Annotated in this window: 23 protein-coding genes; 15 read left to right on the top strand and 8 right to left on the bottom strand. The window is 73.1% G+C overall.

Annotated elements, in window-relative coordinates; all coding sequences use genetic code 11:
* Positions 1-53: 53 nt before the first annotated feature.
* From ACFV2J_RS19755 to ACFV2J_RS19770, 4 genes are all read left to right on the top strand, one after another.
* The gene (locus tag ACFV2J_RS19755; protein ID WP_385093357.1) at positions 54-716 is read left to right on the top strand and encodes a class I SAM-dependent methyltransferase; all 663 of its coding nucleotides are present in this window, start codon (positions 54-56) and stop codon (positions 714-716) included.
* A gap of 10 nt (positions 717-726) precedes the next feature.
* A complete protein-coding gene (locus ACFV2J_RS19760) occupies positions 727-1,716 on the top strand; it encodes an N-acetylmuramoyl-L-alanine amidase (RefSeq protein ID WP_385093354.1) in 990 nt (329 codons plus the stop codon).
* 158 nt (positions 1,717-1,874) lie between these two features.
* Positions 1,875-2,732 carry a hypothetical protein gene (locus ACFV2J_RS19765; RefSeq protein WP_385093351.1) on the top strand — a complete coding sequence of 286 codons (858 nt, stop codon included), beginning with the start codon at positions 1,875-1,877 and terminating at the stop codon, positions 2,730-2,732.
* Between the two features lie 118 nt (positions 2,733-2,850).
* Positions 2,851-3,888, top strand: a complete 1,038-nt coding sequence (locus ACFV2J_RS19770) for an LLM class F420-dependent oxidoreductase (protein WP_385093348.1) — start codon at positions 2,851-2,853, stop codon at positions 3,886-3,888.
* A gap of 22 nt (positions 3,889-3,910) precedes the next feature.
* On the opposite strand, the gene ACFV2J_RS19775 is transcribed toward ACFV2J_RS19770, so the two are convergent.
* Complete coding sequence (locus ACFV2J_RS19775) at positions 3,911-4,480, bottom strand: hypothetical protein (RefSeq protein WP_385093345.1); 570 nt, start codon at positions 4,478-4,480, stop codon at positions 3,911-3,913.
* 145 nt (positions 4,481-4,625) lie between these two features.
* On the opposite strand from ACFV2J_RS19775, the gene ACFV2J_RS19780 reads away from it, so the two are divergent.
* A complete protein-coding gene (locus ACFV2J_RS19780; RefSeq protein ID WP_153290868.1) occupies positions 4,626-4,919 on the top strand; it encodes a hypothetical protein in 294 nt (97 codons plus the stop codon).
* Between the two features lie 87 nt (positions 4,920-5,006).
* Here the strand turns inward: ACFV2J_RS19780 and ACFV2J_RS19785 are convergent, their stop codons facing one another.
* Genes ACFV2J_RS19785 through ACFV2J_RS19795 form a run of 3 tightly spaced genes read right to left on the bottom strand, consistent with a single transcriptional unit; the run spans position 5,007 to position 8,385 of the window.
* Complete coding sequence (locus tag ACFV2J_RS19785) at positions 5,007-6,074, bottom strand: prenyltransferase/squalene oxidase repeat-containing protein (protein WP_385439758.1); 1,068 nt, start codon at positions 6,072-6,074, stop codon at positions 5,007-5,009.
* Positions 6,071-6,817 (bottom strand): class I SAM-dependent methyltransferase, encoded by a 747-nt coding sequence (locus ACFV2J_RS19790; RefSeq protein ID WP_385091634.1) that lies wholly within the window; start codon positions 6,815-6,817, stop codon positions 6,071-6,073. Before ACFV2J_RS19790 ends, ACFV2J_RS19785 begins: the two co-directional genes overlap by 4 nt.
* Positions 6,811-8,385, bottom strand: coding sequence for a glycosyltransferase (locus tag ACFV2J_RS19795; RefSeq protein ID WP_385439761.1), 1,575 nt, complete (start codon positions 8,383-8,385; stop codon positions 6,811-6,813). The genes ACFV2J_RS19790 and ACFV2J_RS19795 overlap by 7 nt, the downstream gene beginning before the upstream one ends.
* Before the next feature lie 226 nt (positions 8,386-8,611).
* Between ACFV2J_RS19795 and ACFV2J_RS19800 the strand changes: the two genes are divergently transcribed.
* On the top strand, positions 8,612-9,259 hold the full coding sequence (locus tag ACFV2J_RS19800) for a TetR family transcriptional regulator (protein WP_385091643.1): 648 nt from the start codon (positions 8,612-8,614) through the stop codon (positions 9,257-9,259).
* 29 nt (positions 9,260-9,288) lie between these two features.
* On the opposite strand, the gene ACFV2J_RS19805 is transcribed toward ACFV2J_RS19800, so the two are convergent.
* Together ACFV2J_RS19805 and ACFV2J_RS19810 are read right to left on the bottom strand one after the other, a co-directional pair.
* Complete coding sequence (locus ACFV2J_RS19805) at positions 9,289-9,522, bottom strand: ferredoxin (protein ID WP_385091646.1); 234 nt, start codon at positions 9,520-9,522, stop codon at positions 9,289-9,291.
* Positions 9,523-9,524: 2 nt separating this feature from the next.
* Entirely contained in the window at positions 9,525-10,982 is a 1,458-nt protein-coding gene (locus ACFV2J_RS19810) for an aldehyde dehydrogenase (RefSeq protein WP_385439765.1), read from the bottom strand.
* Positions 10,983-11,172: 190 nt separating this feature from the next.
* Here ACFV2J_RS19810 and ACFV2J_RS19815 point away from each other — a divergent pair, with 190 nt between their 5' ends.
* Positions 11,173-12,210, top strand: coding sequence for an MBL fold metallo-hydrolase (locus ACFV2J_RS19815; RefSeq protein ID WP_385091655.1), 1,038 nt, complete (start codon positions 11,173-11,175; stop codon positions 12,208-12,210).
* Positions 12,211-12,301: 91 nt separating this feature from the next.
* Here the strand turns inward: ACFV2J_RS19815 and ACFV2J_RS19820 are convergent, their stop codons facing one another.
* Positions 12,302-12,964: a phosphotransferase family protein gene (locus ACFV2J_RS19820; protein WP_385091658.1), complete on the bottom strand. Its 663-nt coding sequence runs from the start codon at positions 12,962-12,964 to the stop codon at positions 12,302-12,304.
* Between the two features lie 338 nt (positions 12,965-13,302).
* Here ACFV2J_RS19820 and ACFV2J_RS19825 point away from each other — a divergent pair, with 338 nt between their 5' ends.
* The 8 genes from ACFV2J_RS19825 (at position 13,303) to ACFV2J_RS19860 (ending at position 21,936) form a co-directional block, all read left to right on the top strand.
* The gene (locus ACFV2J_RS19825; RefSeq protein ID WP_385091661.1) at positions 13,303-14,568 is read left to right on the top strand and encodes a prenyltransferase/squalene oxidase repeat-containing protein; all 1,266 of its coding nucleotides are present in this window, start codon (positions 13,303-13,305) and stop codon (positions 14,566-14,568) included.
* Positions 14,565-15,230: an SCO2322 family protein gene (locus tag ACFV2J_RS19830; protein ID WP_385091664.1), complete on the top strand. Its 666-nt coding sequence runs from the start codon at positions 14,565-14,567 to the stop codon at positions 15,228-15,230. Before ACFV2J_RS19825 ends, ACFV2J_RS19830 begins: the two co-directional genes overlap by 4 nt.
* 402 nt (positions 15,231-15,632) lie before the next feature.
* Positions 15,633-16,889, top strand: a complete 1,257-nt coding sequence (locus ACFV2J_RS19835; RefSeq protein WP_385439807.1) for an energy-coupling factor transporter transmembrane component T — start codon at positions 15,633-15,635, stop codon at positions 16,887-16,889.
* The gene (locus ACFV2J_RS19840; protein ID WP_385439769.1) at positions 16,886-18,622 is read left to right on the top strand and encodes an ABC transporter ATP-binding protein; all 1,737 of its coding nucleotides are present in this window, start codon (positions 16,886-16,888) and stop codon (positions 18,620-18,622) included. The genes ACFV2J_RS19835 and ACFV2J_RS19840 overlap by 4 nt, the downstream gene beginning before the upstream one ends.
* Complete coding sequence (locus tag ACFV2J_RS19845) at positions 18,619-19,467, top strand: ECF transporter S component (protein WP_385097820.1); 849 nt, start codon at positions 18,619-18,621, stop codon at positions 19,465-19,467. Before ACFV2J_RS19840 ends, ACFV2J_RS19845 begins: the two co-directional genes overlap by 4 nt.
* Positions 19,468-19,843: 376 nt before the next feature.
* Positions 19,844-20,257 carry a transglycosylase SLT domain-containing protein gene (locus ACFV2J_RS19850; protein ID WP_385097817.1) on the top strand — a complete coding sequence of 138 codons (414 nt, stop codon included), beginning with the start codon at positions 19,844-19,846 and terminating at the stop codon, positions 20,255-20,257.
* Positions 20,258-20,535: 278 nt separating this feature from the next.
* Positions 20,536-21,228 carry a YoaK family protein gene (locus tag ACFV2J_RS19855; protein ID WP_385091628.1) on the top strand — a complete coding sequence of 231 codons (693 nt, stop codon included), beginning with the start codon at positions 20,536-20,538 and terminating at the stop codon, positions 21,226-21,228.
* Positions 21,229-21,351: 123 nt separating this feature from the next.
* Positions 21,352-21,936, top strand: coding sequence for a TerD family protein (locus ACFV2J_RS19860; RefSeq protein ID WP_385091626.1), 585 nt, complete (start codon positions 21,352-21,354; stop codon positions 21,934-21,936).
* Positions 21,937-22,023: 87 nt separating this feature from the next.
* Here the strand turns inward: ACFV2J_RS19860 and ACFV2J_RS19865 are convergent, their stop codons facing one another.
* Complete coding sequence (locus ACFV2J_RS19865) at positions 22,024-23,193, bottom strand: steroid 3-ketoacyl-CoA thiolase (protein ID WP_385091623.1); 1,170 nt, start codon at positions 23,191-23,193, stop codon at positions 22,024-22,026.
* Positions 23,194-23,454 lie beyond the last annotated feature (261 nt).

Raw genomic sequence — 23,454 nt, forward strand, 5'->3', positions numbered from 1 at the left:
ATGGGGCGCTCACGGGCCCGTACAAGAGGGGCCGGTATCAGCTGGAGGACCCCATGCCCGCGGCACCCAAGCCGGAGACCCTCGCCGCCTTCGAGGCCGCCAAGGGGTTCATGCCGCTGGACGAGGGCCTGGCGCTGTACGACGCCGCCGTCGAGGCGGGCCGGCTCGGGCTGCCCCTGCTGGAGGTCGGCACCTACTGCGGGCGCTCCACGATCCTGCTGGCCGACGCGGCGCGCGCGGCCGGGGTCACGGCGATCACGGTCGACCATCACCGGGGCAGCGAGGAACAGCAGCCCGGGTGGGAGTACCACGACCCGTCCACGGTCGACCCCGAGGTCGGCCGGATGGACACCCTGCCCACCTTCCGCCGCACCCTCCACGGGGCCGGCCTGGAGGACCAGGTGGTCGCGATCGTCGGCCGCTCACCGCAGATCGCCGCCTTCTGGGGGACCCCGCTCGGTCTCGTCTTCATCGACGGCGGTCACACCGACGAGCACGCGTCCGGCGACTACGAGGGCTGGGCTCCCCATGTGGCCGAGGGCGGCCTGCTGGTGATCCACGACGTGTTCCCGGACCCGGCCGACGAGTTCACCGGCCAGGCCCCGTACCGCGTCTACCTCCGGGCCCTGGAGTCCGGCGCGTTCACGGAGATCTCGGCGACCGACTCGCTGCGCGTCCTGCGCCGAACGGGAGCAGGGATCCGAGGTCGCGGTTAGAGTCGCAGACGTGTCGTACGTAGGCCCTGACTTCGATCCTCCCCAGCCGCGCCGCCCCGGGCGCGGGCCGATGACCGTGACGCTCGCCGCGCTGGTGCTGGGCACACTGGTCGGATGGCTGGTGTGGCAGGCGGTGGGTGACTCGGGCGGTCCCTCAGGGGCCGCCGTGTCCTCGTCCAGCTCTCCGACGTCCGCGTCCTCCGGGGCCGCCGCGTCCCGGACACCGTCGGCGTCCGGGACGGACGACGGGCGGCGCCAGAGCCCGTCTCCCTCCGGGTCCTCCACCCGATCCGGTCCCTCCACCGCGGGCGGCGCCGCCGGCTCCGGCCCGCTCAAGGGCAAGGTCGTGGTCGTCGACCCGGGACACAACCCGGGCAACTTCGGGCACACGGCCGACATCAACCGCAAGGTGAACATCGGCACGAACTCCAAGGAGTGCGACACCACCGGCACGTCGACCAACGCGGGTTACACAGAAGCCCGGTTCACCCTCGACGTGGCCCGGCGGCTGCGCACGCTCCTCCAACAGGAGGGCGCCACGGTGAAGTTCACCCAGGACGGCGACCGCCCCTGGGGCCCCTGCGTCGACGAGCGGGCCCGGATCGGCAACGAGGCGCACGCCGACGCCGTCGTCTCCGTCCACGCGGACGGCTCCGTGGCCGGCAACCGCGGCTTCCACGTCATCCTCCCCGCGTCCGTCCACTCGGGCTCGGCCGACACCCGGCCCATCGTCGCCCGGTCGCGCGATCTGGGTGAGCGCATCGCGGGCAACTTCGTCCGCGCCACCGGAAGCGCGCCCTCCAACTACATCGGCGGCGGCACCGGACTGGACGTCCGCAGCGATCTCGGCGGTCTCAATCTGTCAACGGTTCCCAAGGTGTTCATCGAGTGCGGCAACATGCGCGATAGCAAGGACGCGGCGTTGCTGACCAGCGGCGCGTGGCGGCAGAAGGCGGCGCGTGGGATCTCTGAGGGAATCGTGAGTTTCCTGCGCGGGTAGTGACCGGCGGGTCACACCTTCCGGACACCCCGATCAAACGGGCGATAGTGTCGCCTTTACGATGTGGGGCCGCCCCGGCGCTTCACACCAGGGCCTGACGGCGACATGGTGTCAGCGACGCCTCCACCGACGACGAGACGACTGACGAAGGACCTGAAGTGAATATCCGCTCCCTCACTCGAGGCGACGGCGTGGTGATCGGAGCAGCGGTACTGCTGTTCATCGCGTCGTTCCTCGCCATCTTTTCGATCGACGACGTCACGTCCCCCGTCGACGGGCACAAGGTACCCATCGACAGCCCCAGCACCTGGGCGAGCGGCCCCTTCGTACTGAGCGTGCTCCTGGCCGGCATCATCGGAGCCGGCCTGGTCGTCGCCTCCCGTGCCCTGCCGCGGGTGCCCAAGGTCGCCGGACTCGACCTCGGCCCGTTCGGTGTCGCCCTCACCGTCTTCGCCGCGTGGAGCGCGCTCGGGAACGTCTTCGACCCGTTGGGCGGCTTCAACAACATCCAGGGCGCGGGCGGCGGTGTGGGCCCCGGCATCGGCCTCTTCCTCGCCCTCATCGCGACCCTCGTCATGGCGGCCGCCGCGATCGCCACCCCTCTCGTCCCCGCGCTCCAGGTCGGCCTCGTGCCCGCCCCGAAGCCCGTCACGCCCCAGCCCTACGGCGGTCAGCCGCAGGGTGGTTACGGGTACCCGGGTGCCCAGCAGCCGGGTCAGCCCTACGCCGGTCAGCCGCAGCAGGGGCAGTCGTTCGGCGGCGCGCAGCCGAGCCAGCCGCAGCAGGCGCCGGCCCCGCAGGCACAGCAGCCCGCCGGGGACTTCTCGCCGTTCTGGTTCGCCGTGCCGGTGCCGCGTCCGCTGTTCTCGGAGGACGGTTCGACGGCGCCGATCGCCGAGCTCGCGCCGGGCACCTGGTACCTGGCCGTGGAACAGCGCGGCCAGCACCTGGTGGCGCAGACGCAGGACGGCCGCCGCGGTGTGCTGCAGGACATGTCGGGGATCCAGCGCGGCTGACGCGCGCGCCCGCTTCGCCGCGGCCCCTCGCCCTTTCGGGCGGGGGGCCGTTGCCGTACAGTCGCCTGACGGTTGCACAGAGCTGACGATGCGTCAGAATATGGCGCCTGGAGGGGACATGCGGCTCGGCCTCGCACTCGGCTACTGGGGGCGCGGCCCCTCCGCGGACCACCTGTCGCTGGCACTGGAGGCGGAACGGCTCGGCTACCACTCCGTGTGGACGGCCGAGTCCTGGGGCTCGGACGCCTTCACCCCGCTGACCTGGATCGCGGCGCAGACCACCCGTATCCGCCTCGGCACGGCGGTCGCGCAGATGGCGGCCCGCTCGCCTACCACGACCGCGATGCACGCGCTCACTCTGGACCATCTCTCGGGCGGCCGGATGATGCTCGGTCTCGGCCTGTCCGGGCCACAGGTGGTGGAGGGCTGGTACGGGCGTCCCTTCCCGAAGTCCCCGCTGACCGCGACCCGCGAGTACGTGGACGTCGTACGCCAGGTCCTCAGACGCGAGGGACCCGTGCGACTCGACGGTCGTTTCCACTCCCATCCCTACCGGGGCGCCGACGGCACGGGTCTCGGCAAGGCGCTGCGGCCGATCACCCACCCCCTCCGTGCCGACCTGCCCGTCCTGCTCGGTGCCGAGGGGCCGAAGAACATCGCGCAGACGACCAGGATCGCGGACGGATGGCTGCCGCTGTACTGGGCGCCCACCCGCCCGCAGGCGTACGAGGCGGCGCTGGCGGAGCTGGGTGACGCCCGCGCGGGCGCGGCCCCGTTCCTCGTCGCGCCCATGGCCCAGGTCCGTGTCTGCGACGACGTCGCCGAGGGGCTGCTGCCCGTCAAGGCGATGCTCGGCTTCTACATCGGCGGCATGGGGCACTCGGCGCGCAACTTCCACGCCGACCTGATGGCCCGCATGGGCTACGAGGAGGAGGCGCGGCTCATCCAGGAGCTGTTCCTCGCCGGCCGCCGCCAGGAGGCGGTGCTCGCCGTGCCGGACGCCTTCGCCGACGAGATCTCACTGGTCGGACCGCGGGAGCGCATCGCCGAACGGCTCGAACTGTGGCGCAAGGGACCGGTGACAGACCTGCTGGCGCTGTCGCCGGACCCTCACTCGCTCCGCGTCCTGGCGGAGCTCAACCAGGGCATGTCGTGAACGTCCCGTCAGGGAAGGGGCTTCAGCCGTGGGTCAGCTGGGAGCCCGACGGCACCTTGTCGGTGACGTTGGCGCCCGCGCTCTTACCGGCGTCCTTCACCTGGTTGATGATGTCGTCGAAGGAACCCACGGTGGAGTCGGTCGACTTGCCCTTGCGCAGCTTGGCGGGCAGGCTCTTCAGGGCTTCGATGCCCGCGGTCAGCGGGCCGATCGCCTTGGACAGGGTCGGGTCGCCCTTGGCGTTCTTGCTCGCCGCCTTGAGCCTGTTGTACGCGAAGGCGCCCGCGACGCCCGCCTTGATGAGGGCGAGCTTGCGTCCCTTCACGCCCTTCTTGAACTTTCCGGCCTTCCAGGGCTTCACGATCCACTGGTAGGTGGCTCCGGCCGCGAGGCTCGCGTTGGCCACGAAGCGGGTCTTCGAGAGCCTCTGCTTCTCGGCGGTGGTGCTCGGGGACGGGGCCGCGGCCGCCGCCGCGACGGCCGCGGTGTCCTTGGTGGCACTGCTGCCGCTGCTGGAGCAGGCGGTGGCACCGGCGACCAGAGCACAGGAAAGAGTGAGCGCCACGATGAGGCGCCGTATCGATACAGGCACGGGGTCCTCCGGGGTGGGGGAACGGTTCTCCCCGGATGCGGGAAGAACACGGCTCTTACAGCAGCCTCACCCGGCTCCGTGCATTACGCCACTTGGGCGAAACCCGTACGGGTTTCAACCCTGAATACGCGGCAACACGGACGGCATGTCCCCTCGATATCGCAACGGCTCCAACCAGGCGGGCACGGTCATCGCGATCGTCGCCGACGTGATGGCCCTCATCCTGGGCCTGTGGATCCTCATGTATCTGCTGGACGCAAATCGGGCCAACGACCTGGTCCAGTTCGTCCACAACCTGGCGAGCTGGCTCGCGGGCTGGTCCCGTGACCTGTTCACCTTCGACGAGGCATGGGCGCGCGTCGTCGCGGGCTACGGTCTCGCCGCCGTCGTCTACCTCTTCATCGGCCACGCCATCGCCAACCGCATGCACCGCCACTGAGCCCGGCCGGGCCGGTGCGGCGCTGCTAGGGCGTGTTACGAAGGTCCCGCCTGCCCCGGGCGGACGACGGGACTTTCGCAACACGCCCTAGCAGCACTCCGCGTCGAGTCCCCGCGGCAGTCGCTCGCCGCCGAAGACGGCGCAGGTCGGCTCGTCGCCGCCCAGCGCGGCGACGGCGAGCAGGAGCGAACCCGCCGTCCAGGTGGTCAGCTCCTCGGGCCAGATCGCCCGGGCGTCGAAGACGTAGCCCGTCCAGTACAGGCCGGTCCTCGGATCGCGCAGGTGCTGGATGGACTGGAGAATCTCCAGAGCACGGTCGGACTCGCCCACCGCCCACAGGGCCAGGGCGAGTTCGGCCGACTCACCGCCGGTCACCCACGGGTTCGGCACGACACAGCGCACGCCGAGCCCGGGCACCACGAAGCGCTCCCAGCCCTCGGCTATCCGGGACTTGGCCTCGACGCCCGTCAGCGCGCCGCCGAGCACCGGGTAGTACCAGTCCATCGAGTAGCGGTCCTTGTCGAGGAATCGCTCGGGGTGCCGGCGGATCGCGTGCCGCAGCAGACCGAGCGCCAACTCCCAGTCGGGCTGCGGCTCCTCACGCTGGTCGGCGATGGCGAGCGCACAGCGCAGCGCGTGGTGGATCGACGAACTCCCGGTCAGCAGCGCCTCGTTCGTCGCCGTACCGTCGTCCTCGCGCTTCCAGCCGATCTGTCCGCCGGGCTGCTGGAGCCCCAGGACGAACTCCACGGCCGCGTAGACCGAGGGCCACATCCGGTCCAGGAAGGCGTCGTCGCCGGTGGCCAGGTAGTGGTGCCAGACGCCCACCGCGACGTACGCGCAGAAGTTGGTCTCCCGGCCGCGGTCGGTGACGTCCTCGAAGTCCCCGTCCGCGTAGGCCGCGTACCAGGACCCGTCCGGGTTCTGGTGCCGGGCCAGCCACGTGTAGGCCCGCTCGGCCGCCTCGTGCTCGCCCGCCGCGTCCAGCGCCATGGCCGCCTCGGTGTGGTCCCACGGGTCGAGGTGGTGACCGCGGAACCACGGTATGGCGCCGTCCGGACGCTGCGCCCCGAGGATGGCGCGCACCGTGACGGCGGCCTCCTCGGCGGTGAGCACCCCGGGCAGGACGAGGTGCTCGGTACGGGGTGTGGTCACGAAGCGTCCACCGCGGCGGAGTCGGCGGGCAGGTGCGGCTTGGTCGCGTACGCCACGAAGCTCTTGCCGATCAGCGGGTTCAGCGCGTTCTCCGCGACCCGGGTGGCCAGCGGCTTCTTCATGATGTCCCAGACGAGCAGTTTGTGGTACGCGCGCACGGGCAGCGCCTTGTCGTTGTCGACGCCGAACGCGCACTTCAGCCACCAGTAGGGGCTGTGCAGGGCGTGGGCGTGGTGGGTGCCGTACGGCTTGAGTCCGGCCTCCTTCATCCTGCCCAGCAGTTCGTCCGCCTTGTAGATGCGGATGTGGCCGCCCTCGACCTCGTGGTAGGCGTCGGACAGTGCCCAGCAGACCTTCTCGGGCCCGTAGCGCGGGACGGTGATCGCGATCCGGCCGCCGGGCTTGAGCACCCGGACCATCTCGGCGAGGACGCCCTTGTCGTCGGGGATGTGCTCCATCACCTCGGAGATGATCACCACGTCGAACGAATCGTCGGGGAAGGGGAGTTGGAGCGCGTCGCCCTCCATGGCGGTGGCGGTCGCGCCCTCGGGCGCCTCGCCCGCCTCCTTCATCGCCGCGAACCACTTGGCGACCTCGCGGATCTCCTCGCCGTTCTGGTCCAGCGCGACGACCCGGGCACCGCGCCGGTAGCACTCGAACGCGTGCCGGCCGGCACCGCAGCCGAGGTCCAGTACGCGGTCGCCCGGGGCGAGCGGGAACCGGGAGAAGTCGACGGTCAGCACGAGGCCCTGCTTTCGCGGTTGGGTACGACAGCTTCAGCTGCTTCTTCGACGACGCCTGCGGGGGCGGCGCCGGGAGTCACGGGGTGGCCTCCGGCCGGGGACACGGAGTCGCCAGGGGCCGGTGCGGCTGAGTGGCCGTCGGTGACGGACGCGGAAAGGCCGGCGGCCACGGACCCGCCACGGCCGAAGGCCTGGTCCGCGGCGGAGCCGGTGGTCCGGGGCGCGGAGGACGCGGGGCGCGGTGTGGCGCGAGGAGAGGCGGAGCCGGCGGCGCGGGCGATGGCCTCGCGGTAGTGGGCGACCGTGCCCTGGGCGGCGCGGGCCCAGGTGAAGCGCTCCAGGACCCGCGCGCGTCCGGCGGAGCCGAGGCGCGCGCGCAGGTCCGGGTCGCCCAGGAGCCTGCTCAGGCTCGCGGCCAGCGCGCCGGCGTCGCCGGGCGGCACCGCCAGGCAGGTCTCGCCGTCGGGGCCCGCGACCTCCGGGATGGCGCCGCCGGTGGTGGCCACCAGCGGCGTACCGGTGGCCATGGCCTCGGCGGCGGGCAGCGAGAACCCCTCGTACAGGGAGGGCACGCAGGCGACTTCGGCCGACCGTACGAGGTCGACGAGTTCGGCGTCCGAGATGCCCTTGACGAACTCGACGGCGCGCTCCAGGCCGTACCGCTCGATGGCCTGGGCGACGGGCCCGTCCTCGGCGCGCCTGCCGACGACGACGAGGTGGGCGCCGGGGTGCTCGGTGCGCACCTTGGCGAGCGCCTCGACGAGGTGGACGAGTCCCTTGAGCGGCACGTCCGCGCTGGAGGTCGTGACGATCCGGCCCGGCACCTGCGGCACGGCGGGGTCGGGCGAGAAGAGGTCGGTGTCGGCGCCGATGTGCACGACGTGGATGCGGTCCCGGGTGACGCTCAGGTGGTCGACGATCTCCTGGCGCGAGGTGCCGGAGACGGTGAGCACGGACGGCAGCCGGCGCGCGACGCGCTTCTGCATCCGCGTGAAGGCGTACCAGCGGCGCACGGACGCGCGGCGGCGGCGCCCCTCGGCGGCGTCCAGCTCCAGCCGCCGGTCGACGGTGATGGGGTGGTGGATCGTGGTGACCAGCGGCGCGCCCACGTCTCCCAGCAGCCCGTAACCGAGGGTCTGGTTGTCGTGCACGACGTCGAACGCTCCCCGCCGGGACCGCAGATGACGGCGGGCGCGCAGCGAGAAGGTCAGCGGCTCGGGGAAGCCCCCGGTCCACATCGTCCCGACCTCGACGGCGTCGATCCAGTCGCGGAACTCCTCGCGCGCCGGGGTGCGGAAGGGGTCCGGCTGACGGTAGAGGTCGAGGCTGGGCAGTTCGGTGAGGCTCAGGCCGGGCAGGCCCTCGTCCAGGACGGGGTACGGCTGGGAGCCGATGACCTCGACGCGGTGGCCGAGACGGGCGAGTTCGCGCGAGAGGTGCCGTACGTACACGCCCTGACCGCCGCAGAACGGGTTCCCCTTGTACGTCAGGAGCGCGATGCGCAACGGTCCGTCGCCGTCGATGGCCGCGCCCGCTCCGGGGCCCGCCTCCATGGCCTCAGCGGTCACTTACGGCCCCCTTCTCCCTGCACATTCCCGCGAGATTACGCCGGGACGCTAATCTAGAACAAGTTTCAGACTTGATCGTTCGAGGAGCACTGAATCTACCGGCAGGTAGGGCCTCTGTGAGAAGTGGATCAGGTGATCCGCGCCACGACGGAGGCGTTCCGGCCCACGGATCAGTTCTGCCATGCTGTCTGGTCGCTCCTCCAGCTGAACCCACGGAACGGGACCCATGCCTGCGGAAGTCAAGGTGGAAGCCAAGTCCGCGCAGTTCGCCTCTCCCCCGCTCACCGAGCGTCAGGAAGCACGCCGGCGGCGGATCCTGCACGCGAGCGCGCAGCTGGCCGGCCGGGGCGGCTTCGACGCGGTGCAGATGCGTGAGGTCGCGGAGTCGTCGCAGGTCGCCCTGGGCACGCTCTACCGCTACTTCCCCTCGAAGGTCCATCTGCTGGTGGCCACGATGCAGGACCAGTTGGACCACATGCACGGCACCCTGCGCAAGAAGCCGCCGGCCGGCGACTCGGCGGCGGAGCGGGTCGCCGAGACGCTGATGCGGGCCTTCCGCGCCCTGCAGCGCGAGCCGCACCTCGCCGACGCCATGGTCCGCGCGCTGACCTTCGCGGACCGCAGCGTGAGCCCCGAGGTCGACCAGGTGTCCCGGCAGACCACGGCGATCATCCTGGACGCCATGGGACTGGACGACCCGAGCCCCGCCCAGCTCTCCGCGGTCCGCGTCATCGAGCACACCTGGCACTCGGCCCTGATCACCTGGCTCTCCGGCCGCGCCTCCATCGCCCAGGTCAAGATCGACATTGAGACCGTGTGCCGACTCATCGATCTGACGGACCCGGGCGACAAGGCGCCGGACCAGAAGGCCTGAGGACGCGGGGCGGCGGAGTGCGCCCGCGTTCACTCCTCGGGCGGGAACACCGGCTCCCCACTGCCCAGCAGCGTGATCATGATGGCTTCCACCGGACAGCCCTCCGCCGCCGCGAGGATCCTCTCGTTGGCGTCGGTCTCCGGTTCGGCGGGGTGGGACTGCATGCCGGAGTCGAGGCGGAAGTGGTCCGGGACGAGGTGGACGCACTGGGCGGAGCCGATGCACAGGGAGCGGTCGACCTCGATGTTCCAGCGGTCGCCCATCCCTAGGCCTCCCAGCCCGCGGGCAGGTGGATCATCTTGTGCTCCAGGAACTCGCCGTAGCCCTCGGGCCCGAACTCCCGCCCGAGCCCGGAGTTCTTGTAGCCGCCGAAGGGGCCGAGCATGTCGAGGCTGAAGGTGTTGACGGAGTAGGTGCCGGTGCGGACCCGGCGGGCGATGTCGATGCCGTGCGCGACGTCCGCCGTCCAGACGCTGCCGCTCAGCCCGTAGTCGGAGTCGTCGGCGATCTTCACGGCCTCGGCCTCGTCGCCGTAGGGGAGCAGGCAGATCACCGGTCCGAAGATCTCCTCGCGGGCGATCCGCATGGAGTTGTCGACGTCGCCGAAGAGGGTGGGTTCGACGTACCAGCCGCGGTCGAGTCCCTGCGGACGGCCGCCGCCGGTGAGGACCTTGGCACCCTCCTCCTGGCCGATGCGGATGTAGTCGAGGCTGCGCCGCCGCTGCCGCTCGGCGACCAGCGGGCCCACCTGGGTCACCGGGTCCAGCGGGTCGCCGACCACCAGGGCGCTCGCCGCGGCGGCGAAGGCGTCCGCGAACTCGTCGTAGCGCGAGCGGGGTACGAGGATGCGGGTCTGGGCGACGCAGGCCTGGCCGTTGTTCATCCAGGCGGCCTGGACGATCCCGGGGACGGCCGTGGCGAGGTCCGCGTCCGGCAGTACGACCGCCGCCGACTTGCCGCCCAGTTCGAGCGTGACGCGGGTGAGGTTGCGCGAGGCGACCTCCATCACGCGCCGGCCGGCCGCGACCGATCCGGTGAAGGAGACCTTGTCGACGCCGGGATGCCCGACCAGGTACTCGCTCACCTCACGGTCGGCCGGGAGGATCGACAGGACGCCCTCGGGCAGTCCGGCCTCCCGCGCGATCTCGCCCAGCAGGTAGGCGTCCAGGGGTGATTCGGGGGACGGCTTCAGTACGACCGTGCAGCCGGTCAGCAGCGCGGGCGCGAGTTTGGCGGCCGCCACGAACTGCGGCACGTTCCACGGCACCACGGCCGCGACGACCCCGACCGGCTCCCGCCGGACGAGGATCCTGCCGAGGACCCCGTCGCGCGTCTCCTCGTACGTGAAGCCGCGCGCCACCGTGAGGGCCGCGTCCCAGACCATCATCGCGCCGAGGGCCTGCGCGAGGACGCTCCAGGAGTACGGGGAGCCGTTCTCGGAGGAGATGACCCGGGCGATCTCCTCGTGCCGGGCGCCGATCGCGTCCTTGATCCTGGTGACGACCGCGATCCGTTCCTCGGGGCTCATCCGGGGCCAGGGGCCCTCGTCGAAGGCGCGCCGCGCGACGGCGACGGCCCGGTCGACGTCCCCGGCCGAGGCGTGCGGGACGCGCCCGATGACCTCCTCCGTGTGCGGCGAGATCACCTCGATGACGCCGGTGCCCAGGGGGTCCGTCAACTCCCCGCCTATGAACAGCTGTCCGTGTTCCACGAGCTCGGTCATGACCGACCGCCTCCCCGGGGGGCGTTCTCCGACACTGCCGACTTCTGACACTTCATCAGATACGAGAACTGATACCAGCTCCGGTCGGAGGAGTCCACGGGCCGGAGCCGACGGCGCGACAGTTGGTTCGGGCACCCATTGGAATACGTTCTAGTTATAGTGACGGCAGGACGGCGATTGGTGGGAGCCCATGACACAGGTGACCGATCACGGCGGGGGCGTACGGTCGCTCAGGGTCCCCATCCCCGACAACCCCCTCGGCACCACGCTGGTCCACGTCGTCGACACCGACCGGGGCCCCGTGCTGATCGACACCGGCTGGGACGACCCCGCCTCCTGGGACGTCCTCACCGCCGGGCTCGCCGACTGCGGCATCCCGGTCGCCGAGGTGCACGGCGTGATCATCACCCACCACCATCCCGACCACCACGGCCTGTCGGGCAAGGTGCGGGACGCGTCCGGGGCGTGGATCGCGATGCACGCCCTGGACACCGAGATCGTACGGCGGACGCGGGAGCACAAGGCCGAACGCTGGTTCGCCTACATGGCGGACAAACTGGAGGCCTGCGGCGCGCCCGAGGAACACGTGGCGCTGCTGCGAGCGACGGGCACGGCCCGGCGCTCGGAGGGCCTGCCCCAGTTCGCCCCCGCGCTCCCCGACCGCGAGATCGTCCCCGGCGAACTGCTCGACCTGGCCGGCCGCCGGCTGCGCGCGATCTGGACCCCGGGCCACACGCCCGGCCACGTCTGCCTGCACCTGGAGGAGGCGCACCCCGCCGGACTGCCGGGCCACGGCCGCCTGTTCTCCGGCGACCACCTGCTGCCGCGGATCACCCCGCACATCGGCCTGTACGAGGACCCGGACGACGTCACCGTCGCCGATCCGCTCGGGGACTACCTCGACTCCCTGGAGCGCGTGGGCCGACTCGGCCCCGCCGAGGTGCTGCCGGCCCACCAGCACGCGTTCACCGACGCCCCCGGCCGGGTGCGGGAGTTGCTCACCCACCACGAGGAGCGCCTCACCGGTCTGCTCACCCTCCTCGCGACCCCGCTCACCGCCTGGCAGCTCGCCGAGCGCATGGAGTGGAACCGGCCCTGGGAGCAGATCCCCTTCACCTCGCGGAACATCGCCGTCTCGGAGGCCGAGGCGCACGTCCGCCGTCTGGTGAAACTCGGCCGCGCGGAGGCCGTGCCGGGCAGCGGTCCGGTGACGTACGTGGCGGTCTGAGCCGCCGGGCGCGGCCCGTCCGCGGCGCGTCAGCCGTCCCCCGCCGCGTGGTCCGCCCTCCGGACGGACGGCGGGGCTTTCGCGGCCCGCCCTAGAAGGCGAGCGTGCGGACCAGTTCCTCGGCGTCACCGAGGAGCCGGACCTCGTGCGCGCTCATCGTCGGATTGGCGGCCCGCCGCCGCACCGCCTGCGTGAGACCGTCCGGTGTCACACAGTCCGTGTTCGCGTCGAGCATCGCGGCCAGCGTCTCCCCGGCCACCCCGGCCCGTTTCTCGCCGCCGACGGCGACCTGCGCGAGGATCACCGCGGACATGCCCCAGTCGAGGCCCGGCGGGCCCTCCTCGGCGTCGGTCCAGTCGATGACCCTCGGACCGTCGGGGGTGAGCATCACGTTGTCGGGGTGCAGGTCCAGGTGCAGCACACGCACGGCGGGGTCGGCGGAGAGCCGCGCGGGCACGGCGTGCAGCCTGCGCAGCAGCCGGGCGAGGGTGAGCCCGGCCTCCTCGGCGGAGAAGAGCCCCGCGCCGAACGCCTCCAGCATGGTCGGCCCCGTCAGCCGTTCCATCACCAGGTCCCCGTGGGTCGCCGCCCGCACCCCCGGCACCGGATAGCCGTGCCGGCGTACGTGTTCCATCACCGTGGCCTCGGCCGTCGCGTCGCCCCGGCCCTCGCGGTCGCGCCGCAGCACCCACGTCTCGTCGATCTCGTAGACATCCGCCGAACGCCCCGAGCCGAGCAGTCTCCCCGTCCGCATGAGGCGAACCTAGCCGGTCGCCGGCCCCGCCCCGCAGGCGGCGCCCGGGCGATTCCTACGGGCCGGTAGAGTGAGCGCGTCGTCATCACGCCCGTACGGGAGGAAGCCGGTTCAAATCCGGCGCCGGCCCTGTCCCCGAGCTCTCGGCCCCGTCCGAGCGGGGAGACCCCGATCCGTGAACCGCCCAGTCGGCGGTGCGCCGGATCATCGCGCCCGGGACGTGACCGACTCGTGCCATCGGCAGCCCGCCGGTGGCCGGCACCGTCGAGGCATACGGTGCCGGAGCCGCTCGGGGCCAAGCCTGTGCCCGGTGCTGCCCGGCCCCCGCAGGGAGAGTCATGATCGTTCGCCGCACCGCCGCGGTACTGGCAGCCACCGTCGTGATCGGTACGGCCCTCGTCCCGGCCGCCGTGGCCGAGAGCTCCTCCCCGTCCCCCACCGCGTCCCGGGCGATACCCTCCGGCCTCTTCGGCAGCACCGACCCCACCTACGACGGCGTGTGGCGGCAGTCCCTCGCCCTGCTCGCCCAGCACACGGTCGGCGAGCGGCCCGCGGCCAAGGCCGTCGACTGGCTGGCCGGGCAGCAGTGCGCGAACGGCGCGTTCGCCGCGTACCGCGCCGACGCCGCGGCCCCGTGCGACGCCAAGACCATGGTCGACACGAACAGCACCGCCGCGGCCGTCCAGGCCCTCGCCGCGCTCGGCGGGCACGACGGCGGGACGCGCGAGGCGGTCGGCTGGCTGAAGTCCGTACAGAACAAGGACGGCGGCTGGGGCTACACGGCGGGCGGGCCGACCGACGCGAACTCCACCTCCGTGGTGGTCGGAGCGCTGGCCGCGGCCGGCGGGAAGCCCGGCGACGTGAAGTCGAAGGACGGCAGGTCGCCGTACGACGCGCTCGTGAAGCTGGCGATCGCGTGCGACGGCGAGGGTGCCGACGCGGGCGGCTTCGCCTACCAGCCGGACAAGCGGGGGGCACTGGCCGCCAACGCGGACGCCACGGCCGCGGCGGTGCTGGGAGCCCTCGGCAAGGGGCTCGTGACGACGGCCGGGAAGGCTCTCCCGCACGGCCACACCTGCGAGAAGGCGGACACCCCGACTCCCGCGCAGGCGGCGGACAACGGCGCCTCCTACCTCGCCCGTCTGCTGCGCGACACCCCGTACCTGAAGTCGGCACTGCCCGGCGCCAAGGACCAGCCCGACTACGGCAACACGGCGGACGCGGTCGTCGCACTGGCCGCGCAGGGCGGGATCACGGAGACGAGGAAGCCCCTCGCCTGGCTGGAGAAGACCTCCGGTCCCTGGGCGGCGACGTCCGGCCCGGCCGCGTACGCGCAGCTGATCCTCGCCGCCCACGCCACCGGCACCGACCCGCGCGCGTTCGGCGGCAGCGACCTCGTCGAGCGGCTCGGCGCGACGGGACCCGCCGCCCAGGCGTCCGGCTCGGCGGCGGCCTCCGCCGACGCGGGGAAGGACGCGGGGAAGAAGGACCGGAAGGACGACGCGAAGAGCGTCAGCGTCTGGTGGATCATCGGTGTCGGTCTGGTCGGCGGCATCGGCATCGGCTTCCTGATCAGCGGGCGCTCGAAGAAGCGGCAGCCGTGAACCGGCGCCGCGCGACGGCTCCGGCCCTGCTCCTCGCTCCCCTGCTCCTGGCCCCGCTGCTGCTGGTGCTCACCACGGCCGGGCAGGCGCAGGCCGTCGGCTACCGCTACTGGTCCTTCTGGGACCGGACCGGCGGCTCCTGGACGTACGCGACCCAGGGCCCGTCGACCGCGCGGCCGTCCGACGGGGACGTCGAGGGTTTCCGCTTCGCGGTGAGCGAGGACTCGCAGGACGCCTCGAAGCCGCGCGGGAACCCGGACTTCGCGTCCGTCTGCGCCAGGACCGAGGCGCGGTCGGGCACCAAGAGGGTGGCCCTGGTCCTCGACTTCGGCACGGCGGCCGACGCTCCCTCCGGAGAGACGCCGCCGGCGCCGCGTACGGCCTGCGCCCGCGTCCCCTCCGACGCGACGGCGGCGGACGCCCTGGCCTCGGTGGCCAAGCCCCTCCGTTACGACACCAACGCCCTGCTGTGCGCCATCGCGGGCTATCCGCGGACCGGTTGCGGCGAGCAGGTCTCGGCCCCGCGCGACCCGACGGCGTCCGCCCGCCCGCGGTCCGGGGCGCCCCACCACGGCCCGTCGGCGGGTCTGCTCGCGGGTCTCGCCGCGGTCGTCCTCCTGGGCGCGGCCGCGATCTGGCAGGCTCGCCGCCGCCGCGGCTGAGCCGCGGTGACCAGGATGACGACAGGCGACGAGGAACGGGACACCGCGACGGCGGCCGACGGGTACGGGACCCGCAGGGAGCCGAGGGCGGCCCACCGGTACCGGACCCGCCAGGAACCCGCGGCACCGAGCACACCCGCCGTGCCGCCCGCGCCCGCCGAACACGTCGCGCCGTCGGCGCCGGTCCACCCCGCCGTACCCGCGTCCCGGCCCGCGCCGCCCGTGTCCGACACCCCGGACACGCCCGGCGGACCCGGCACACCCGCCGCGCCGCCCGCGCCCGCCGAACTCGCGCCTTCGGCGCCGGTCCACCCCGCCGTGCCCGCGTCCCGGCCCGCGCCGCCCGTGTCCGACACCCCGGACGCACCCGGCGGACCCGGCACACCCGCCACCGCCGCCGTCATCGCGGCCGGCGCCCGGCCGGCCCGGCTCCCCCGGCCGGAGTCCGGCTCCCGCGTGCTCGCCCCGCCCGGCGTGCCCGACGCCGGCCCCCGCGGGCGCCGGCGGCCCCGTCGTACCCGTGCGCCGCAGGCCCACCGCGGCAACGCCCTGCACCCCGGAGCCTGGTGGATCTGGGCCCTGGGACTGGGCACCGCCGCCTCCCGCACCACCAACCCGCTGCTGCTCGCCCTCCTCGTCGGCACGGCCGGATACGTGGTGGCGGCGCGCCGCACCTCGGCCCCCTGGTCCCGCTCGTACGGCGCGTTCGTCAGGCTCGGCGTGGCCGTGCTCGGCATCCGTCTCGCCTTCGCGATCCTCCTCGGCTCCCCCGTCCCCGGCTCGCACGTCCTCGTGACGCTCCCCGAGGTACCGCTCCCGCACTGGGCGCAGGGCATCCGTATCGGCGGCCGGGTCACCGCCGAGGGCCTGGTCTTCGCGCTCTACGACGGCCTGAAACTGGCCACGCTCCTCATCTGCGTCGGCGCGGCGAACGCCCTCGCGAACCCGGCGCGGCTCCTGAAGTCCCTGCCCGGCGCGCTGTACGAGGCGGGTGTCGCGGTCGTCGTCGCGCTGACCTTCGCACCGCACCTGATCGCGGACGCGCAACGGCTGCGCGCCGCCCGCCGGCTGCGCGGCCGCCCCGACCGGGGCCTGCGCGGCCTGCTACAGGTCGCCCTCCCGGTCCTGGAGGGCGCGCTGGAACGTTCCGTCGCGCTCGCCGCGGCGATGGACGCGCGCGGCTACGGCCGGACCGCCGAGGTGGCGCCCGCCGTCCGCCGGACCACCGCCGTCCTGACCCTGGGCGGCCTGGTCGGCGTCTGCGCGGGCACGTACGGACTGCTGACCGCCGAGGGCGACGGTTACGGACTGCCCGTGCTGATCGCCGGCCTGGCCGCGGCGCTGGCCGGTCTGTGGCTGGGCGGCCGCCGCTCGCCGCGCACGCGCTACCGCCCGGACGTGTGGGGCGCACGGGCGTGGCTGGTGGCCGGGTCCGGCATCGCCGTCGCCACCGGACTGATCGTCTGCGCCGCGTACGACCCCGTGTCGCTGCGCACCGGTGTCGTCCCCCTGGTGGCCCCGGCCCTCCCCCTGTGGCCCGCCGCCGCCGTGCTGCTCGGCCTGCTGCCCGCCTTCGTCGCCCCCGTTCCCGGGCCGCCCCGCTCGCCCCGGAACCGCCCGACCGCCCCGGATACCGCCGCCCCCGAGGAGCCCTCATGATCCGCTTCGAGGATGTCTCCGTGACCTACGACGGAGCGTCCGGACCCACCGTCCGGGGCGTGGACCTGGAGGTGCCCGAGGGTGAACTGGTCCTGCTCGCCGGGCCCTCCGGAGTCGGCAAGTCCACCGTCCTCGGCGCGGTCGGCGGTCTCGTCCCCCACTTCACGGGCGGCACCCTGCGCGGCCGGGTCACGGTCGCCGGGCGGGACACCCGCACCCACAAGCCACGCGAACTCGCCGACGTCGTCGGCACGGTGGGCCAGGACCCGCTGTCCCACTTCGTGACGGACACGGTCGAGGACGAACTCGCCTACGGCATGGAGTCGCTGGGCCTCGCGCCGGCGGTCATGCGCCGCCGCGTCGAGGAGACCCTCGATCTGCTGGGCCTCGCGGACCTGCGCGACCGTCCGATCGCCACCCTCTCCGGCGGTCAGCAGCAGCGGGTCGCCATCGGCTCGGTCCTCACCCCGCACCCGCGCGTGCTGGTCCTCGACGAGCCGACGTCCGCGCTGGACCCGGCCGCCGCCGAGGAGGTCCTCGCCGTTCTGCAGCGCCTCGTCCACGACCTCGGCACGACCGTGCTGCTGGCCGAGCACCGCCTCGAACGCGTCATCCAGTACGCCGACCGGGTCGCCCTCCTCCCGTCCCCCGGCGTCCCGCCGCTCCTCGGCACCCCGGCCGAGATCATGGCCGTCTCCCCGGTGTGTCCGCCGGTGGTGGAGCTGGGCCGGCTGGCGGGCTGGTCCCCGCTCCCCCTCACCGTCCGCGACGCCCGGCGCAGGGCGGGACCGCTGCGCGACCGGCTCGCCGAGCTCGCGCCGCCGGCGACGGCGGCACCCGGGCCCCTCCCCCCGGCGGCCGTCCCCGCCGGCGGGCCGCCCGACCGCCCCCGGCGTCCCCGGTTCCTCCCGCCCGCCCGGCCGCGTCTCCCCCGCGGCCGCACCCCCGGTTCCCCGGCCCAGGCCGCGCCTGCCGCCGTCGTCGAGGGCCTCGCCGTGCGCCGCGGCCAGGTCGAGGCGCTCCGCCGCGTGGACCTGACCGCCGCCCCCGGCGGCATCATCGCGCTGATGGGTCGCAACGGAGCGGGCAAGTCCACCCTGCTGGGCACCCTGGTCGGGCTGGTCGAACCGGCCGCCGGTTCGGTCCGGGTCGGGGGCGCGGTCCCGCACCGGACGTCACCCCGGGACCTGATCCGGCGCGTGGGTCTCGTACCGCAGGAGCCACGGGACCTGCTGTACGCCGACACGGTCGCCGCCGAGTGCGCCGCGGCCGACGCCGACGCGGGCGCCGAGGCCGGCAGCTGCCGGGCGCTGGTCTCCGCGCTGCTGCCGGCGATCACCGACGACACCCATCCCCGGGACCTGTCGGAGGGGCAGCGGCTGGCACTGGCGCTGGCCGTCGTCCTGACGGCCCGCCCCCCGCTCCTGCTCCTGGACGAACCGACCCGGGGCCTCGACTACGCGGCGAAGGCCCGGCTGGTCACCCTCCTGCGCGAGCTGGCCGCGCAGGGACACGCGATCGTGCTGGCGACCCACGACGTGGAGCTCGCCGCCGAGCTCGCGCACCGCGTGGTCGTCCTCGCGGACGGCGAGGTCGTCGCCGACGGCCCGACGGCCGAGGTGGTCGTCGCGTCCCCGTCCTTCGCTCCGCAGGTCACGAAGGTGCTGGCCCCGCGGCCGTGGCTCACGGTCGCCCAGGTCCGGGACGCGCTCGCCGGGGACGCACGCGCATGACCGTCTCCGGCGCCCCCCGGCACCCCGCACCGCACCAGCCCCAGGTCCGTGCCGTCCGCCTCGGCCCCCGCTCCGTGGCCGCCCTGTGCCTGGTGAGCGTCATCGGCGTCGCGGGATTCGGCTGGCCGCTCTTCGCCGACCCCGCCTCCCAGGTCGGCACCCACGCGCAGGACGCCCCCTGGCTGTTCGCGGGGCTGCTCGTGCTGCTCGTCGCCGTCGTGGCCGCGACGATCTCCGAGTCCGGTCTCGGTCCGAAGGCGGTGGCCATGCTCGGCGTACTGGCCGCGACCGGCGCCGCCCTGCGGCCGATCGGGGCCGGGACCGCCGGGATCGAGCCGATGTTCTTCCTGATGGTGCTGAGCGGACGGGTGCTCGGACCGGGGTTCGGCTTCGTCCTCGGGTCCGTGACCATGTTCTCGTCCGCGCTGCTCACCGGTGGTGTGGGCCCGTGGATGCCGTTCCAGATGCTCGCCATGGGCTGGTTCACGATGGGCGCCGGGCTGCTGCCGGGTCCGGACCGGCTGCGCGGGCGCGCCGAGCTGTCGCTGCTCGCCGGGTACGGGTTCCTGGCCGCCTTCGCGTACGGCACCGTCATGAACCTGGAGGGCTGGCCCTTCATGAACGCGCTGGCCTCGAACGTCGCCTTCGACCCGCACGCCGGGGTCCCCGCCAACCTGGCCCGCTTCCTCGCGTACTGCCTGGCCACCTCGCTCGGCTGGGACCTGGGCCGGGCCGTGGTGACCGTCGTCCTGACACTCACCCTGGGTGCGCCGCTCCTGAGGGCGCTGCGCCGGGCCACGCGGCGGGCCGCATTCGAGACGCCCGTCACGTTCGACCCCCGGTGATCTGCGGCGCCCGTCACACCGGCCGGACGCGCTCCGCACATCCGCGTGCGCGCCGTGCGACGCGCGGGGTGAAGCAGCCCACAGGACGTCCGTCACATCCGAGGCGCGGTAGTAGTGAAACCGGACGGCACGGACGCGTCCTCATACCCTCTGACCTGGGATTTGAGAGCCAGGTCACATAAGGACCTTTCGCCCCGGATGCGACCACCACTAGTAAAAGGGGGGCATTGCGGGCGAGCCCCGGGCCTGTTTCTCTGAAGCAGTCGCGAGGCGCCGACGAACCCACCCGGGTCGCGGCGCCGCCGTACGCAGTCACCACGCACCACTTGGTTCCGGCCTACCGCGACGGTCGTGTCCCCGAAGAAAAAGGTTCTCCGTGTCCGTCTCCTTCATCCGCCGCATCGCCTCTCCGAAGAAGGCCCTCACCACTGCCGCCGTGGCCACCGCCACCGTCGGCATGGCTCTGGCCGCGGCTCCCGCCCAGGCCGCCACCACCTCGGCCTCCTCCGCCCAGTCGATCGCGCACGAGATGATCCCGGACGCCGCGCAGTTCACCGCCTTCAGCAAGATCGTCGAACGTGAGAGCGGCTGGAACCCCAGCGCCACGAACTCCGCCTCCGGCGCCTACGGTCTGGTCCAGGCGCTGCCCGCGTCGAAGATGTCGTCCGCCGGCTCCGACTGGAAGACCAACCCCGCCACCCAGATCAAGTGGGGTCTCGACTACATGAACTCCCGCTACGGCAGCCCCGCCGCCGCCTGGAGCTTCTGGCAGGCCCACAACTGGTACTGAGCAACCCCCACCGCACGTGAAGGCGGCGGCCCCCGATCCCCGGGGCCGCCGCCTTCGCACGTCCCGGCCCCGGGCCGACGCCGCGGTGCGGGGGCGGTTCGCCGGCGGTGCACGCCCGTACGCCGCGGACCGCGCCGGGCCGGGCCGTGCCGGACGCTGCCGGGCCGTGCCGGACCGGTGGCGGTCCCCGCGCGACGGGGAACCCGGACCTGCCGGCATCGCCCCGCGGCCGTGGTGGACTTGGGTCCTCGACGACCGTCCAGCCGACCGGAGGCTCCATGAGTGCGGACAGCGCGGCCGCGCGGACCGACGACCCCGAGGAGCGCGGACTGCGCCTGGTCGCCGTCCTGTTGGGGCTGACCGTGGTCAGCGGGCTCATCGACGCGGTGAGTTATCTCGGGCTCGGGCACGTCTTCACCGCGAACATGACCGGCAACGTGGTGGTGCTGGGCTTCGCCGCGGCCGGAGCTCCGGGCTTCTCCGTGTGGCACACGCTGACCTCGCTCGCCTGCTTCCTGGTCGGCGCCGCGGCCGGCGGGCGGGTCGCGGTGCGGTTCGGCGGCCGCTCCCGCCGGTCCTGGGCGCGGGTCACGCTCGCCGTCGAGGCGGTGCTCGTCGGCGGGTGCGCGGCAGTCGCCTTCACCGCGCCGGGCGCCACCGGCACGACGTACACCCTGATCGCCGTCACGGCCTTCGCCATGGGCCTGCGCAACGCGACCGTCCGCAAGCTGGGCGTACCCGACCTGACGACCACGGTCCTGACGATGACCCTGACGGGCCTGGCCGCCGACGCGGCCGTCGGCGCCGGCGCGGGCAGCCGTTCCCCGCGGCGCGCCGCCTCCGTCGTCGCGATGGCCGTGGGCGCGCTGCTGGGCGCGTGGCTGGTGCTCCACCACGGACTCGGGATCCCGTTGCTGATCGCGGCGGTGGCGACGGGGGTGCTGGCGGTGTCGGCCTCCGGGCGGGAGTAGTCCCGCCCCCGGCTGGAGAGGACTCTCCCCGAGCCGTGGGCCCTTGGGCTCCCCCGGCTGCCGACGTCCGCGGGGCTCCAGGCAGACTTCCTCGGAGCAGTCCCATGACCAGGAGGATCACGCATGATCACGCTCACGAAGGAAGACGGCCCAGCGGACCTGGACGGGGTGACCCATCTGTCCATCGGGGTGTCCTGGGACCCCACCGCCGGAGCGAGCGGCGGCCTGATGGGGAAGCTCCGCCGGCAGGCCGGCACCGACCTCGACCTGATCGCGATCGCGATGCAGGGTGCGGACCCGGTGCGACTGGCGGGCCTCGACTCCCTGGACCCGCTGGGCAACGGCTCGTTGGTGCACAGCGGCGACAACCAGACCGGACGCGGCGACGGTGACGACGAGACGGTGACCGTCGAGTTCGCCCGGGTGCCGGCCAACGTCACGTCGATCGTGTTCGTCGCCGCCGCCTTCAAGAAGGGCAGTTCCTTCCAGAAGGCCCGGAACATCAGCATCAAGGTGTACGACGCGACCGGGGGCACCACCCAGCAGGTCGCCGACATCTGGCCGAGCCTGCTGAGCAACGACAACGGCTGCGCCGTGGCCAAGGCGATAAGGACCGGCGGTGTCTGGAAGCTGGAGGTGATCAACCAGACGGGCCGGATCAAGCAGGGTGACGAGCGGGACCTGATGCGCTTCGCGGTGAACAAGTAGGGACACCGGCGAGCGGGGACACCGGTGGGGGCTCGGGGGCTGACCCGTACGTCAGCCCCCGCCCGGCACGCCGCCCGGGTGTCCCGGCTACAGCCGCTGGATGATCGTCCCGGTCGCCAGTGCCCCGCCCGCGCACATGGTGATGAGCGCGAACTCCTTGTCCCTGCGCTCCAGTTCGTGCAGGGCCGTCGTGATCAGGCGCGCCCCCGTGGCCCCCACCGGATGCCCGAGCGCGATCGCGCCACCGTTCACGTTGACCTTCTCCAGGTCCTGTTCGAAGACCTGCGCCCAGCTCAGCACCACCGAGGCGAAGGCCTCGTTGATCTCGACCAGGTCGATGTCCTTGAGCGACATACCGGCCTTGCCGAGTACGGCCCGGGTCGCGTCGACCGGTCCGTCCAGGTGGAAGTGCGGGTCCGCGCCGACCAGCGCCTGGGCCACGATCCGGGCCCGCGGCCGCAGCTTCAGCGCCCGCGCCATCCGCTTCGAGGCCCACATGATCGCGGCGGCTCCGTCCGAGATCTGCGACGAGTTGCCCGCCGTGTGCACGGCCGTCGGCATCACCGGCTTGAGGCGCGACAGGGCCTCCGCCGACGTGTCGCGCAGCCCCTCGTCGCGGTCGACGAGCCGCCACATGCCCTGCCCGGCACGCTGTTCGTCCTCCGTCGTGGGGACCTGCACGGCGAACGTCTCCCGCTTGAAGCGCTCCTCCGACCAGGCCACGGCCGCCCGCTCCTGCGAGACGAGACCGAGCGAGTCGACGTCCTCGCGCGTCAGCCCACGGCGCCGGGCGATCCGCTCCGCCGCCTCGAACTGGTTGGGCAGGTCCACGTTCCACTCGTCGGGGAACGGCTTCCCCGGGCCGTGCTTGGACCCCGAGCCCAGCGGCACCCGCGACATCGCCTCGACACCGCAGGAGATGCCCACGTCGATCACCCCGGCCGCGATCATGTTGGCGGTCAGATGCGCGGCCTGCTGCGAGGAACCGCACTGACAGTCGACGGTCGTCGCGGCGGTCTCGTAGGGCAGGCCCATGGTGAGCCACGCCGTGCGCGCCGGGTTCATCGACTGCTCCCCGGCGTGCGTCACCGTGCCGCCGACGATCTGCTCGACGCAGTCGGCGTGGATACCGGTGCGGCCGAGGAGTTCACGGTAGGTCTCGCCCAGGAGATAGGCGGGGTGGAGATTGGCGAGCGCGCCACCGCGCTTGCCGATGGGGGTGCGTACGGCTTCGACGATCACGGGTTCCGCGGCCATGGGGCTAGGTCCTCTCCTCGCTGACCCGCGCAGCGCGGGGCGTCCCGGCCCACCCACCGCGCCGAACTAGAACGTGTACTAGTTCTCCGTGCAGTCTGCTGAGCGGAACCCCCGTGCCGCAAGGGTCGTGCAGGCCCCGAAGTCGCCATCCGCGGCGCTACCGCCCGCAATTGGGGGTGCCGCACCCCTTGCGACTTGTAGAACCCGTTATTACCTTCACGGCGATTCCCTTTTCTGATGGACCGTCAGGCCATCAGTGGG

The sequence above is a fragment of the Streptomyces sp. NPDC059668 genome, assembly GCF_042734135.1.
Taxonomy (GTDB): domain Bacteria; phylum Actinomycetota; class Actinomycetes; order Streptomycetales; family Streptomycetaceae; genus Streptomyces.

Bases quoted from the DNA above. Each gene is read 5' to 3' on its own strand.
- ACFV2J_RS19820 (WP_385091658.1), bottom strand. From the start codon at position 12,964: ATGCGGACGGGGAGACTGCTCGGCTCGGGGCGTTCGGCGGATGTCTAC.
- ACFV2J_RS19840 (WP_385439769.1), top strand. From the start codon at position 16,886: ATGATCCGCTTCGAGGATGTCTCCGTGACCTACGACGGAGCGTCCGGA.
- ACFV2J_RS19805 (WP_385091646.1), bottom strand. From the start codon at position 9,522: ATGGGCGACCGCTGGAACATCGAGGTCGACCGCTCCCTGTGCATCGGC.
- ACFV2J_RS19855 (WP_385091628.1), top strand. From the start codon at position 20,536: ATGAGTGCGGACAGCGCGGCCGCGCGGACCGACGACCCCGAGGAGCGC.
- ACFV2J_RS19815 (WP_385091655.1), top strand. From the start codon at position 11,173: ATGACACAGGTGACCGATCACGGCGGGGGCGTACGGTCGCTCAGGGTC.
- ACFV2J_RS19825 (WP_385091661.1), top strand. From the start codon at position 13,303: ATGATCGTTCGCCGCACCGCCGCGGTACTGGCAGCCACCGTCGTGATC.
- ACFV2J_RS19845 (WP_385097820.1), top strand. From the start codon at position 18,619: ATGACCGTCTCCGGCGCCCCCCGGCACCCCGCACCGCACCAGCCCCAG.
- ACFV2J_RS19810 (WP_385439765.1), bottom strand. From the start codon at position 10,982: ATGACCGAGCTCGTGGAACACGGACAGCTGTTCATAGGCGGGGAGTTG.
- ACFV2J_RS19770 (WP_385093348.1), top strand. From the start codon at position 2,851: ATGCGGCTCGGCCTCGCACTCGGCTACTGGGGGCGCGGCCCCTCCGCG.
- ACFV2J_RS19860 (WP_385091626.1), top strand. From the start codon at position 21,352: ATGATCACGCTCACGAAGGAAGACGGCCCAGCGGACCTGGACGGGGTG.
- ACFV2J_RS19800 (WP_385091643.1), top strand. From the start codon at position 8,612: ATGCCTGCGGAAGTCAAGGTGGAAGCCAAGTCCGCGCAGTTCGCCTCT.
- ACFV2J_RS19755 (WP_385093357.1), top strand. From the start codon at position 54: ATGCCCGCGGCACCCAAGCCGGAGACCCTCGCCGCCTTCGAGGCCGCC.
- ACFV2J_RS19780 (WP_153290868.1), top strand. From the start codon at position 4,626: ATGTCCCCTCGATATCGCAACGGCTCCAACCAGGCGGGCACGGTCATC.
- ACFV2J_RS19865 (WP_385091623.1), bottom strand. From the start codon at position 23,193: ATGGCCGCGGAACCCGTGATCGTCGAAGCCGTACGCACCCCCATCGGC.